The following is a 15,180-nucleotide window of genomic DNA, read 5'->3' on the forward strand; positions in this document are numbered from 1 at the left end:
ATTGATTAAAAGCCAATGGTTGCTGTAAATCCGTAAATACGGGTTGGAGGAGTTTGGTTCAGGTTATTTACACCCTGTGCATTACCAGTACCCACGTTAATTTCCGGGTCTGTATAGATATTGTCACTAGGCCTGAACATAAACAGGTTTCTTCCTACAAGGGCAATACTTGCATTTTTGATGAAGCTGGCATGCGCACCTAACCATTGAGCAGGAACCTGGTAAGCCAATGATAGCTCTCTGATTTTCCAGAATGCCGCACTTGAAACATAGTTGGAAGCTGTATTCGTTCTGATTCCATCCGACCAGAAAGAGCCATTTCCCTGGATAGTGGTTACGTTCGTGTTAGGAACAAACACACCTGGTGAAGTTTGAATAACAGAGTTTGGATAGATAAAGCGTTCACGTCCTGCCTGGGCAGAAGTGTAACTGATACCAGAGAAATCTAAAGTACTGGCCATTCCACTGTAGAAAACATTTCCACTGCGGTATTCGGCTACGCCTGATAAAGTAAAGTTTTTAAAGGTGAAACTGGTGTTTACCCCTAAAATGTGATTGGGATTAGTTTGCCCGAAGTCCTTATTGATCGGACTGGCAATTGGTAAGCCTGTATTCGCATCTACAATAACTCTACCTTGTGGATCTGTCTGGTAGGTACTTACCTGCAATGATGGGAAGCTCTGGCCTAATACAACGTAGTTATTATCTCCAAGCCCAAGTTGCGACAGATCACCATAAAGACCCAATACCTTATTGGTATTATACGAATAGTTAATGCCAACATTCCACCTGAAACCATTAGATAAACCAATAACCGGAGCAGCATTTAAGCTAAACTCAAATCCTTTATTCTCTGACTCGCCTGTGTTTATTACGGCTGTGGTGAAACCTGTTGATGCAGACAAGTCGATACCATTTACAATCTGCTGATTTTTCGTATTTTGCAGATATACGGAAGTTTCTAAGGTAATTCTGTTGTTTAAAAAGCCAATATCGAATCCAAGCTCTTTAGAAAGTGTATTTTCTGGTTTCAGGTTGGGGTCATTAATCTGATTATCTACGGTATAACCAGCTGTGTTACCATAAGGAAAACCACTAGCCGGATTGATAGTGGAAATGAGTTTATAAGGATCAACCTGAACAGCCGATACTTTAGAAATGCCTCCACGCAACTTTAAATTACTGATTACTTTACTTTCCTTTAAGGCTGGGATAACATCAGTAAGTGTTGCAGCTATGTCTACCGCAGGATAAAAGAAAACACGGTTATTACTGTTAAGCCTAGAATCCCATTCATTTCTTCCCGAAACATGAACTGTTAGAAAATCATTATAGGTGGCCGTTAAATCACCAAATACGGCCAACTGGCGAGAGTTTCGCTCTAATTCCGAACCCACAATCTCTCCTGTACGGTTACTTAAGTTGAAAAGATTATCTACTACCAGGTTATTTCCCTGAGCAGTAATGTACTTATAGTTTTTCTGGATTACCTGCGCACCGCCAATTAAGGTAAACTTAAATTGGTTGAATGTTTTGGTGGCCGTAGCTAAAAAGTCTCCGGTATACCTGCTTTCAAACTCGTTGTAGTCGCGAACAGAAGACCTGTTGTATTGGGTAGCCGCCACACCTTTACCAGAATCGTGGGCAAAATCAGAATAGGTATAGGCATAGTTAAAATCTTTTCCCTGCGAATTCTTGGTGCTCAAACCACCCCTCGCCATCAAACTTAACCAATCAACGGGTTTGTAGGTTAAGGAAAGATTACCCAACAAATCATCTCTACGCTCTTTGTTTCGGTATTGCTTTAAACCAAAATACGGACTGATATAATAATCATTGTAAAAATCATTCGGATTACCATACTTAGAATCCAGGTCGCTATACTCTGTTAAAGGAATATTACCCGGCGTATTGATTACATTGTTATATACCTGATTGGTGCTTTTATCGTAATTTCTCTGTGTATAGTTGAATGAATAATCAGCCAGAAACTTGCCTATCTTTCTGGTACCGTTAATACGGAAAGCAGTTCTGTTAGATTTGTCTCCCGGCACATATCCTTTACTATTTACCCTTTGCACATTGATGTAGGTGGTTCCATTTTCATTTCCACCCGAGTAAGAAATATCGTTCTGCTCATCAATACCCGTTTCAAAAAAGCTTTCCTTCTCACCATCCTTGTAGGTATAAGGAACCATTTGATAAGTACCATCCTGTAAAATACGGCCCACCGGACGTAAGCTACCATCAAAGCGATCGCCAAAAGTTTGGTTCTCAAAAGGTGTATATTGGCCAAAGCCAAAGTCATCCTGCGTTGTTCCACCACCAAATTCCGTCTGCATTTTAGGAAAATACGATAAGCGGTTCATTAAAGTAGAGTTGGTATAAGATACTGAACCACCATCAGCAGAACCTCTTTTTGTACTCACAATCATCACACCATTAGCGGCATCAGAACCATAGAGCGCTGCAGCATTGGCACCTTTTAAAATATTCACGCTTTCAATATCATTCGGGTTAATGGAGTTCAACTGATTAAGCGGCACAATAATTCCATCAAGTACCAATAAGGCCTGGTTATTTCCTTGAAAAGAGCGGTTACCACGAAGTACAACCCTTACCTGATCACCCGCATCGATTTGGTTATTTGCCTGAGAAATCTGTAAGCCTGCAACTTTACCCGATAAGCCTGTAGCCAGATTGGTTGGACGGCTGGAGGTTAGGGCTTTTCCGGTTACCTGCTGTGTGGCATAGCCAATTTCCTTTGGTTTACGTTTAATACCCAATGCTGTAGTAACGGTTACCTCGCTTAAAGTCTGGGCATCTGTAATCAACTTGACATTGAGCACCGCTTGATTCCCTACCGGAACATCCTGGGTAATGAATCCGATGTAGGATAATTGAAGTATGTCACCTGGAGAGGCACTAATTGTGAATTTTCCATCAGCCCCCGTAACGGTTGCTTTTTTTGTTCCTTTAATCAGAACACTGACACCCGGGATGGGCAATCCATCATTGTCAGCAATCACTTTTCCCGTTATGTTCTTACTCTGTGCATGGGTTAAGCTTAGCCCCCAATACAAGAACAGGAACAAACTAAGTACTAGTTTTTTCATAGTTGTTAGATAGTTGTTAGTTAATAATGAAATAGGTTATAAAACGTTCAGTTCAGGCCAAAAAAAAACTGCTAATCGTTTGAGAAGCAGAATTCAAGCAATAAAGATTTGGCTGACTAAATCGTTTTAGTTTTCAATTATAGAGATTAAAACGGAATTAAAAAAGTAACATAGCTATTACAGGAACCTAACAGCCATAAATTCAGCTGATAAGGCTAAAAAAAAGCACTTAAAAAAGAAAAACAGCTAAAATATTTAGGATATCACATGTGATTTTAGTCATTATTTAGAATAAGTTGTAAAATAGGCGAGATATTTTTGTGTTTATGAAGATATTTAGGTTTACTATTTAACCGCAAAGGGCGCGAAGTTGTCACGCAAAGTACGCAGCATTAGCAATCACCCACAACCCATTTAACCACGGAGAGCACACAAAGAATTACACGGAGTACACAAAGCTCTTCATGATCAAACTCCCCTACTTTTCAAGGAGGGGGGCGGATGGAAAGTGAATAGGCGGGGTGGTTATTTGATTTTAACCATAAAACTCTTCTCTGGTTGTAGCGTCTCCAATGCTATTAACTTAAGTCGAAAACTAAAATGTATTGTAATCCTGAGCTTGTCGAAGGGCAATTCATTTTAGTTTTCGACTTATTAAGAAGGTCTTCGACAGGCTCAGACAGACAGCGTTTAGCTTAAAAGGTGGTAGCGAGACGCTACGACCAGATATTTGCTACGACGAAATATTAAAACTGCAATATTAATGCTCAGCTTGCTGAATAAATGTATCGTTACAACTTGCAGCACCAATTAAGGCAGCATGTTCTTTTAATTCAGAAATTTTAATTTGGGTATCTATCTCGTTTCCTCTTAACGTTGCCACCAGCTCAGGCGCAAAAGCGTCAAAAGATTGAGCAATATTACCCCCAATAATTACCGTATCTATTTTATTCTCCCTGATGATGGGTATCAGGAACTGGGCAAGGTTATAACCAAACTCCATAAAAACCCGGGTAGCAGAATGGTCTTCATCAATCAATGCAACCAATTCCTTTACGCCTTCCAGTTCTACACCACTTAATTGTTTATATCTTTTTACAAACCACCGGGTAGATAAATAATCTTCTGCAATTCCATCCAGAAATGGTGAATTCCATAAATCTGCATCTTCAGCTTTATGGTTAATGCAAATAGAAGAGCCTAAACCAGTACCCAAGGTTAAACCCAATACATGGGCATTTCCTTTAGCTGCGCCTGCAAAAACCTCTCCCTGCAAAAAGCCGGCTGCATCATTAATAAACTGAATATTTTCTGCCGGAATATCAAGTCTTTTGGCTAATTCTTCTTTAACATTAAATTGATACAGCGATTTAAACTTATCCTGATCCTTAATCAATGAAATCCCCTGCTCATAATCAAAGGGTCCGGGCATGGCAATCCCTACATAACGAGATCCGTTTTTAATAGTACCAAAGGCATCGTCAATAATATCGCACCATGCCGATAAAATCACCTCTTTACTTTCCTGCGAATTTACAGGGCTACGCTTAATGGAATCCTTAACCAAAGTTCTTGTACTCAAATCTACTAAAGCGGCCGTAATGTGCGAACCACCTATATCAACACCTAATGCAACAGGCTTCTCCATTCTTTATTATATTTTCAATTATCAGTTTGTGGGAACTCAATCCCCTATTATTTATTTACTTAGCGAAAAAGGTTTATCTTCTTCTTTAAGCCCTCTCGTTAGAGCAGGCTTACTGTCCATTTCCAATCGCAATTCTCCACCATTTAACAAATCGCTATGTTTAAGGTAATTTTTGGTAAAGTCCTTCCCATTTAGCTTAGCCGATTTGATATACACATGTGTATCATCATTAGCTGGGGCATTAATGATAAATTTTTTACCATTCTCCAGATTGATGGTGATTTTTTTAAATGCCGGGCTACCTAAAACGTATTCTCCGGTTCCAGGGGTAACACTGTAAAAGCCTAAGGCACTTAATACATACCAGGAGGAAGTTTGTCCCTGATCTTCATCCCCAGGATACCCGTTCTCTGTAGCATCATATAATTTCTTCATCACCTGCCGGGCATGGAATTGCGATTTCCAGGGTTGGTTGGCATAGTTATACAAGTAAACCATATGTTGGATGGGTTGGTTTCCATGTGCATACTGCCCCAGGTTGGCCAACACCATTTCGGTCATTTCATGAATCATTCCTCCATAACTGCCTACATTAACTTTGTTGGGTTCAGTAAAAACAGAATCCAGTTTGGCCACAAAATTTTCATTGCCTCCCATCAGGTTAATCAGGCCTTTTGTATCATGAAAAACAGACCACTGCCAATGCCAGGCATTTCCTTCGGTAAATGGTCCGCCCCATTCTGTAGGGTCGAAGTTTGGAGCCCAGTTCCCTGCTGCGTCTTTTCCTCGCATAAAACGGGAAGCTGGATCATAAACATTTTTATAATTATACATGGGCTTAGCAAAAGTATCCATGTAATGCTGATTACTGGTCATCTGAGCTAAAGCATAACCACAATAATCATCATAAGCATACTCCAGGGTTTTAGCGGTTGCTTCTCTGTATTTGGGGTAAGAAACATATCCCAAACTGTTGTAATCTTTCACTCCATCCCGTCCGTTTGCCGGCCCCCATGGCCCTTTATTCATCGCTTCATGGTAATAGGCATCCAGTGCCTTTTTAGCGTCGAAAGTCCTGATTCCTTTTGCCCAGGCATCAGTAAGTAATGAAATGGCATGGTTACCGATCATACTCCCTGCTTCACTTGGAAAGGACCAGGAAGGCAACCAACCACATTGATCATATGCATCCAGCAAAGCCTGAACATAACGCCCCTGCATTTCAGGTTGTACCAATGTATTTAAAGGAAACTGGGCTCTGAAAGTATCCCAAAAGCCAGTATCGGTAAACATATAGCCTTGATGAATTTTCCCATCATACGGACTAAAATAATAGGGATTCCCTTTCGCATCTATTTCATAAAATTTCCTCGAGAAAAGACTTGCCCTGAAGAAACAAGAGTAAAAGGTTTCCATATCTGCTTTAGACCCACCTGCTACTTCAATTTTCCCTAAAGATTTATTCCATACCGCAGCGGCTTTAGCTTTGGTTTGTTCCAGGTTTTGATCTGCACCCAGTTCGCGCTTCAAGTTCAACTCAGCCTGTTCTAAGCTGATGTATGAAGATGCGGTTTTAACCTGAACCACTTCTCCGGGATTGAACTCAATAAAAGCCCCTTTGCCCAAACCTTCCGCAGCAATGGAATCTGCATTTACAGTATTTTTATTGTTTTCCCAGGTACCGAATGATCTGATTGGCTTATCAAATTTTAATATGAAATAACTTTTCCAACCTTTTTTAAAGCCTTCTCCATTATTTACATACCCCGTTATTTTATTTTCTTTAGGATAGATATGAACACCACTCAAACGGGTATAGCCATCTAAAACTAAAAAGCTTCTTTTCTGCTTTGGATAAGTGAAACGCAAATGGGCTCCGCGTTCAGAAGGAGATATTTCTGTGGTGATCTTGTTCTCAAATTTAACCTTGTAGTAGTTCGGTTTAGCAATCTCGTTTTCATGGCTAAACTTCGCTTCGCGTTTGTTTTCATCAACAACCAGGTTATCGATCATGGGCATGAGGGAAAAAACCGCGTAATCTCTGGTCCAGGAGCTGCATTGATGCGCCTGCTGAAATCCTCTTATCTTATCTTTGAAATACTGATATTTCCAGCCATCGCCATTTCTACCTGTTTGGGGAGTCCAGGTATGCATACCAAAAGGTAATGCAGTGGTTGGATAAGTGTTACCTCTTGTTAATTCGTGTTTGGAATTCGTTCCCTGAAGTGTATTTACATACTGCACCCAATCTTTCTGCTGCGCCCAAGCATTGGAGGAAGCCAGGCCGATTGCCAATGGGATGATGAATTTAAGTTTCATTTGTGTTTTGAATATTTTGCTCCCCGATGTAACCTATTCACCAGGTAACCTTCAATGTGTTTAATGCTGATTTTTTAAAAGTTTGGCATTCATGCCACCAAATTCTTAAAGCTTGCGCAAAGAATTACTTTTACTCATCGTCTTTATTAGATTTTAAGCAGAATGGAAAGAATTTATCTGTTGGAAAAGCTCGGATGACTGGAATATTATCCAGCATTTGGGGAAGAAAATTTCTCATAATTGGTTCATTTGGTTTAGATTGCTTAAAACGTTTTACCAACTACCTCCCTGACGCGACTTCTAAAAAACTCTCTGTATAAACTGCTAACTAATCAATTGTAAAGGCATCCAACGTAAAACGATTTACCAATCCAATATTAGATAATTTTATATGATATGGAGAAACCGAAAGGTAACATTTAAGTTACAATCAAAAATCTAGCTTCTGATAATGAGTTTGGCAGGGACGATGATCTCTAACTGCTCTGCTTTGGTTTTCTTAGACAACTGACTTAGAACCAGCTTGATCACATTTTCAGCAATTTCTTCCAGCGGTTGCTGTACAGCTGAAATTCTTGGGGTATGGAGTTCAAAAGCCTCATGATCATCATAAGCGATAACGTCGAAGTCATCCCCTACTTTTCTATCAATTTCCTTTAATACTTTCAATCCACTAATGGCTAAATAGTTGGTAGCAAAGAGGACGGCATCAATATTTTGGGTTTGAAATAAGGTTTTTATTTGAGCCATGGTTTCAGCTTCATCCTGATTAAAATGAATCTTTACCACCAGATTTTCATCGTAAGCAATTTTATGATCTTCCAGAGCTTTTTGATATCCCTCTAATCGCTCTGTTATTTGCTGCACATTAATATCTGTGGTTACCAGTGCTATTTTTTTCTTGCCTTGCTTAATAAAGCTTTCAATAGATTGATAGGAAGCATGGAAATGATCGGCTCCAACATAACCTGTTTTTACATCAGGCAGGTTACGGTCGAAAAGAATTACTGGCGTATTGTCTGCAAGCAATTGATTGATATCCTCTTCAATTCCCTTTGTCGGTGCAATGATATAAGCATCTACCTTTCTGGATTTAAACATGTTAATCAGCTCTTTTGCTTTATCAACATTGTTTTCAGTACTTGAATAAATAATCTTGTAACCTTTCTTATAAGCCTTATCTTCAATGAGTCTCGCTATTCTGGAGAAAAAAGAGTTTGATATATCTTCTATCATCAAACCAATGATGTTCGAGTTCCCTGTTCTCAAACTTCTCGCAATCTGATTAGGCTTGTACCCGCTTTCTTTAATAATCTTTTCTACTTTCTCGATTACAGCCTCGCTAATGGACTTCTCTTTGGCCTTGCCATTGATAATAAACGAAACGGTTGTAATGGATACATTAGCTTTTGTGGCGATATCTTTAATAGAAAGCGATTTCATCTATGAATTTTGTATTTAAATTAACCAAATCTAATAAAAAATATAGTTTTTTGACCCCAGTCTGGAATAAAACTGTAAAACGGGGGGCTTTATATCGTTTTTATTACTGAAAGCCAGGGCCTTCATCCATAAAGAAACGAAAAAGGTGCTCAGCATTGGGAGCACCTTTAAATTCATTTAATAACCTGGATTTTGAGCCAGCTTAGGATTCAAATCCCGTTGCCTTTGTGGAATCGGATACAAATTCCTGATCGAATTGGAAGCGTTATGATCCCACCAGGTTCCGGTAGTAAATTTACCAAAACGGATTAAATCATCTCTTCTAAACCCTTCGAATATAAATTCCCTTCCCCTTTCAACGAGTAGCTCATCTAAATTTAGGGAAGTGGTGGTATAGGCTTTGCCAGCCCATGTTGCATCAGTATAAGCCCTTTTCTTGGTCGCATTAATTAAATCTGCCGCTTCTTGTGTAGCATTGCCACCGTTTTTACGCATTAAAGCTTCTGCTTTTGCAAAATAGATCCAGGTTAAGCGGTATACATTCCAATCGGTATTGTTGTAATTGGGATCGGGTTCTACTTTAACTCCGTTAACAACACCTGGAACAGAATTCCCCAATTTATACTTATTGAACCGAACTCCACTGTTTTCTTCGCCCTCGCTCATGTTAGATACGGTTGATCCTTTTGAATTTCTTTGGATATTATCTACAAACTCCAGAGGTTTACCTGCATATTCTACAGTCCCTTGCACCGGTGTTACTCCATCGGCGAATTTTAACTGCGGGCCAATAAGCAACCAGTTGGTTTTGCGAAGATCCTCTGCCTCATATTTGTTGTAAACCCCTGGTATAAGTACAATACCATCGTTGCCATTTCGTCCCCCTCCATAAATATCACGTTGGGCAAAATGATAAAACTCACCTGTCCAGGATGGCTCAAATTTGGCTCGGGTAAAATCATAAGCAATAGAGAAGATCACTTCTTTGGATAAATCGTTGGTATTTTTAAACTGATCGGTAATATTTGGATCTAAAGCCATATTTCCATTCTGTCCACCTCCTTCATTATTGATAAGCTTATCTGCCGCAGCAATACAATCGTCCCACCTTGGCGTACCACTCCAAACTTCTGCATTGAGGTAAAGCTCAACCAACATGGCATAGCCACTGGCCTGAGACATTCTGCCCAATTGTGCCCTGGAGAGTTTTGGTACATTATTGATATTATCCTTAATCTCCTTCTCTACGAAATCAAAAACTTCTTTTCTACTGGATGTTGATGGGTACACAGGATTCAAAGGGTCTGCAGGTTCAGTTTGGATTGGCACACCACCAAATAAATCCATTAATTTAAGGTAATGGAAAGCCCTCAGCAACTTCAACTCCGATAGGTAAGCATCTTTCTCTTGTTGGGTAATCCCCATGGCAGAGATATCTCTCGAATTGATCTGGGCAATAGGGTCATTACAATAACCTACACCAGCGTACATCAGCGACCAGGCATTATTTAATCCAGCCTCATCTACCGTCCATGTGTGGTAGTGGAGTCTTTTCCATTTCCCGCTGTCTTCACCATGTGGTCCTTTAGTTGGCCAGGCCAGTTGATCGGCAGAAAGTTCTGCAGGCCTCCACCAGCCATCCTGACCGGATGGCGTTACCCAGGCATTGGCATGCGTATAAGGACGCAAAACTGCCGATAAAACCTCATTTTTGTTAGAATAGAAATTATCAGACGGAATCTGATCATAAGCATTCTCATCAAGCTTGGTACATGCACTACCCAAAGCTAAAAACAGCATAAATGCCAGATATATTATTGATTTGTTCTTCATTGTTGTATTGATTAAAAGCCTACATTAACTCCAAAAAGGAATGATCTGGTGCTTGGGTAAGCTCCTCTATTATCTACACCAGGACCTAAGCCAGTATCCTGAATAAAATCTGGATCATTTCCGGTGTAACCTGTAATGGTAGCCAGGTTTTGCCCTGTTGCATAAACACGTAAGTTGCGGATAAATTTAGATTTGAGTTTGAAGTTGTAACCCAAAGTCACTTCATCCAGCTTAACATTGGTTCCACTTTCCAGATAGTAATCTGAATACATATAGGTATCGTTAATCTGGTTGTACTTGCCAAAAGCTTCTCTTAAGTAGTTTTTACCCGAAACATATGGATTTCCATAGGTTAAGGCCGTAGTATTTAAGATGTCGTAATCAAACTTACCTCTCAAGAAAACTCTTAAATCGAAGTTTTTGTAAGACAAGTTGGCTGTGTAAGAAGCATAATACTTAGGAATGGCATTTCCAATGGGTGCAAGATCTGTCATACCTCTATCTTTTGAATAGTTGATTTGATCATTATGCACTGCTTGTCCGTTTCTGTTAAAGAACAACCACTTTCCATCGGCATCAAAACCTGCAAAACGCTTACCCCAGAAAACACCAACATCCTCTCCTTCGTAAGTGGTAATGGCATCGCCCAAATCACCCGCTCCACCAATGCTTCCAAAAGTCCTGTACTGAACCTTAAAGGTACCGTCTGAATAAGAATTGAGTTTGTTTTTGATGGTACTTCCGGTAAAGTCCATGCTAAAAGTTAAATCTTTAGTCTTAATGGCTTGATAGGTTAATGCAAGCTCAATACCTTTTGAAGAGATATTACCTACATTGGCATAAATGGTATTCTGGATATAAGGGGGTTGTGGGGTAGTGTAAAGATCTAAAAGATCTTTCGTGGTACGGTTAAATAAATCAAGTGATCCGCTTAGCTTACTATTGAACAAACTAAAGTCAGCACCGATATTGGTTTCTTGCTTGCTTTCCCATTTCAGGAAAGGGTTAGGATTTCTGCCCGGGCCATAAGTTTCGCGGTATGCTCCATCCGGATAAAGATATTTCCCTCCTGTGGTTAATAAAACTCTCGAAGCGTTGTTGGTAAAACCAGAGTTACCCGTTACACCATAACCCACACGAAGCTTTAGGTTATTTACCCATTTCACATTTTCCATGAACTTTTCTTCAGTCACATTCCAACCTACAGAAACTGCCGGGAAGCTTCCCCACTTGTTGTTGTCTCCAAAACGGGATGATCCTTCCCTTCTTAAAATAAACTGCGCCAGGTATTTATTGTTGAATGCATAATTAATCCGTCCAAAAAAGGCGATAAGGGTATTGTCATTCTTAAAACTTCCTAATCCGGCCTTACCATCTGCAAGAGCTTGTCCGGCATTCAGGTTATCTTCATTGAACTGATCATTTAAGAATCCACGGGTATTGGCTTTTGCCCCTTCTTCAATATTATACCGATAACTGTAACCTGCCAATACCGTGAAGGAATGCTTATCTATTGTTTTATTATAGTTAAGGGTAGGCTCAAATGCAAAACCCTGGGATAAGTAATTATTTTTGAAGGCATATCCTCCGTTTGGATAATCGCTATTTTCTACAGAGTTTTCACTTCCCAGCTGGGCATAACCGCCGTCCACATAGCTATCTCTTTGGATAGAACCGAATACAGAAGCTTTTAATCCTTCTACGATATCTAAATCTGCCTTAATATCTGCCGAGCTGGTTTGCTGTTTACGATAGCTGGTAGTTTGGTACAAACGCGCAAACTGATTGGTACTTTGGGTATCAAAATAGTAGGAGCCATCGGGGTTATAAATAGGCTTGGTAGGATTTTCTGTAGCATATTCTTCCCAACCGCTTCCGGTAAGCTCATTATCGAAAAAAGAAATAGGCGATCCACCTGCCAGCAAATTGGCTTTATTAAAATTGGTAGCCAAATTAAGTTGGATATTCAATTTATCATCCAAACCTTTCTGGTTGATGTTTAACCTTGCGGTATATTCCTCCCGGTCATTTTGCAAAGCGATACCTTGCAAATCGCGGTAGTTTAAGCTCGCGCGATAGCTGGTTTTATCTGTTCCTCCAGAGAGCGATAAGTTATGGTTATGAGAAATATTATCATGGTTGATTAATCGATCGTAAAGATCTTCATTACCTCCATAGTCTCTTCCTGAAATCTCTCCAGAGGTAAGTTTTTGTCTAAATTCATCGGCAGTTAAGAAGTCTAACCGGTTTTGAACGAATTCCTTTCTCACGTAGGAGGAGTAATTAAATGTAGGCGGACCTGATTTACCTTTTTTAGTGGTAATCAAAATAACCCCGGCATTTGCACTCGTTCCATAAATTGCTGCTCCAGATCCATCCTTCAGTACATCAACAGAAAGGATATCATCTTGTTGAAGCAGATCTGGATTTCCACCTGGGATTCCATCAATTACAAACAGCGGACTGGCACTTCCGGCTAAAGAAACCACTCCCCTTAATTGTACACTCGGACTAGAATTGGGGTTAGAACTTCCCGATCGGGTAATATTTAAACCTGCTACTTTACCCTGGACCAGATCGAGCGCACTACGTGCACCGCCCTGCCTGAACTGGGCAGTATCTACGTGGGCAACGGAAGAAGTAACCTCTTTTGTTTTTAAGGTACCATATCCCACTACCACTACTTCATCCAGTTTCTCGGCACCAGAGGGAACTAAGTTTACCACCAGTGGCTTACTTCCATCGCCTGCGGGAACCGATTTAGGTTGATACCCAATGTATGAAAATAACAAAACATCGGTTGCAGCGCTCACTTTGATGGAAAACTTACCGTTCTCTTGTGTTACCGATCCGCCCTGTTTTCCCTGAACTTTGATTCCCACGCCTGGTAAACCGAGTTTTTGTTCATCTAAAACGGTACCGGTAATGGTAATTTGACCCGCATTTGCGGCAGGTTTGGCTGCGCTGGCAGCCGGAGCAGCATTGGCAGGCGCTGATGTGGGCGTTGCAGGTGCTACAGGTAAAGAGGAGCCCAAAGGATTAACCGGCTTTTTCACCGTATCTGCCGGAGCTTTTTTAGTGGTATCCTGTCGTTTTGTGGTGTCCTGCTGAAAATAAAAGGAGCTAATTTCGCTCGTTTCTCCTTTCATTTTGGCAAACACCTGGGGGCTAGAAATTAGGATCAGGCATAGGAACCCCGTGACCCTGAGTAGAATGTTTTTCATTGGCACTCATTAGTTTAGTTTATAATTCAGTTAATGCAATGCAGTTACCAAATTCCAAAAATCAATGAGGCGTAAGAATTAATTAGGTAGATAATGGATTTCCGCAAAACGATTTAGTAACGCTTTAAATGCGGTTTTGTTTTAAAAAAAATGAAAATAGCTTTTGGATAGCGAAAAATTATTGCGGGGAAGTCAGATTTTGGTTGATCAATTTGGCGGTTTTTTCGGATGCTCCAGGCTTACCCATTAACTGTAAAAGTGCGTCATAATCTTCGAGCATTTTCAACCTTCCTCCTCCTTCCAAAACGAGATCCAGTTCCTGTTTTAATCGGTTTGGATTACAGTCTTCCTGAATCAGTTCTGTCACTATTTTGCGGTCAACAATCAGGTTAACCAGCGATATAAATTTAATCTTTACCAAAAGCCTTGCAATTGCGATAGAAATTGTCCCTCCCTTATAAACGACCACTTGTGGCACGCGAAATAGAGCGGTTTCTAAAGTGGCAGTTCCAGAGGCCACAACTGCTGCATGCGCATGATGCAACAGGTTATAAGTATTATTGAATAAAAGTTTAACCTTACTTTTTCCAATAAATTGCTGATAATAAGCCGGACTAAAAGTAGGTGCTCCTGCAACAGCAAAAGTATAGTCGGGAAATTGCTCCACCATACTCAACATCACCGGCAAAAGCCTGTCGATTTCCTGCTTCCTGCTCCCTGGTAAAAGGGCTATGATTTTATTTTCTGCCAGGTCATGGGTTAACCTAAAATTTTCATCGGGAATAAACTGACTAATTTCATCCAGCAAGGGATTACCCACATAATCTACCGCCATTCCCCATTCTTTATAAAAATTTACCTCGAAAGGAAGAATACAGAACATTTTATCGACTACTTTTTTGATTTTAAGCACGCGCTTTTGGTTCCAGGCCCAAACTTTTGGCGAAATATAATAGCATACTTTAATTCCCTGGCTTTTGGCAAACTCGGCAATCTTCATATTAAAACCCGGAAAATCTATAAGAATCAATACATCAGGCTTCCAATTGATGATATCTTCCTTGCAGGCTTTAAGGTTTTTGAATATGGTTCTCAGATTTAAAATCACTTCCGTAAAACCCATAAAAGCCATGTCAGCATAGTGCTTAACGAGCTCTCCACCCTCATGCTGCATTTTATCTCCACCGAAATATCTGAAAGCGGCTTGTGAGTCCTCTTTTTTTAGGGCTTTCATTAAGTTGGAACCATGCAAATCGCCTGATGCTTCTCCGGCTACTAAATAATATTTCATCTGATTGAGCTAAAATAAAGAGGTGTTGATTTAAAAAACTTTGTAGGCAAAGAAAACAAAGGCACACAAAAATGTTGCTGCCAGTATGCCACGGCCAATATTTTCCTTGTTTAATTTAAAAAAATACTGCTGGGTAAAGGCATTTACACCTATACCAGCGATGTATAATAAATCGGCCTTAGCCAGGTAACTTACATGGTTAATAATATACCAGGCCATGGCGCATCCTATAAAGGGTAAAAACAAACCTATAGCTAAGCCCATCCATACAGAATTGGGAAGCTTTTTAGTAAAGTTGTTCATTCG

At 40.1% G+C, this 15,180-nt stretch carries 8 protein-coding genes; all 8 read right to left on the reverse strand.

The features are described from left to right. Positions 1–5: 5 nt before the first annotated feature. Entirely contained in the window at positions 6–3,116 is a 3,111-nt protein-coding gene (locus tag BMX11_RS12570; RefSeq protein ID WP_090884790.1) for a SusC/RagA family TonB-linked outer membrane protein, read from the reverse strand. A 760-nt stretch (positions 3,117–3,876) separates the two neighbouring features. Continuing rightward, positions 3,877–4,764, reverse strand: coding sequence for an ROK family protein (locus BMX11_RS12575; RefSeq protein WP_090884792.1), 888 nt, complete (start codon positions 4,762–4,764; stop codon positions 3,877–3,879). Between the two features lie 51 nt (positions 4,765–4,815). After that, entirely contained in the window at positions 4,816–7,083 is a 2,268-nt protein-coding gene (locus tag BMX11_RS12580) for a GH92 family glycosyl hydrolase (RefSeq protein WP_090884794.1), read from the reverse strand. Between the two features lie 438 nt (positions 7,084–7,521). After that, positions 7,522–8,526, reverse strand: a complete 1,005-nt coding sequence (locus tag BMX11_RS12585; protein WP_090884796.1) for a LacI family DNA-binding transcriptional regulator — start codon at positions 8,524–8,526, stop codon at positions 7,522–7,524. Positions 8,527–8,703: 177 nt separating this feature from the next. Further along, positions 8,704–10,359 carry a RagB/SusD family nutrient uptake outer membrane protein gene (locus BMX11_RS12590; protein WP_090884798.1) on the reverse strand — a complete coding sequence of 552 codons (1,656 nt, stop codon included), beginning with the start codon at positions 10,357–10,359 and terminating at the stop codon, positions 8,704–8,706. Between the two features lie 11 nt (positions 10,360–10,370). Next, complete coding sequence (locus BMX11_RS12595) at positions 10,371–13,583, reverse strand: SusC/RagA family TonB-linked outer membrane protein (RefSeq protein WP_245738655.1); 3,213 nt, start codon at positions 13,581–13,583, stop codon at positions 10,371–10,373. Between the two features lie 178 nt (positions 13,584–13,761). Next, on the reverse strand, positions 13,762–14,874 hold the full coding sequence (gene lpxB, locus BMX11_RS12600) for a lipid-A-disaccharide synthase (protein WP_090884802.1): 1,113 nt from the start codon (positions 14,872–14,874) through the stop codon (positions 13,762–13,764). A gap of 30 nt (positions 14,875–14,904) precedes the next feature. Then, complete coding sequence (locus tag BMX11_RS12605) at positions 14,905–15,177, reverse strand: stationary phase survival protein SurE (RefSeq protein ID WP_090884804.1); 273 nt, start codon at positions 15,175–15,177, stop codon at positions 14,905–14,907. Positions 15,178–15,180 lie beyond the last annotated feature (3 nt).

Origin of the sequence: Pedobacter rhizosphaerae, from assembly GCF_900111155.1 — a bacterium.
Taxonomy (GTDB): domain Bacteria; phylum Bacteroidota; class Bacteroidia; order Sphingobacteriales; family Sphingobacteriaceae; genus Pedobacter; species Pedobacter rhizosphaerae.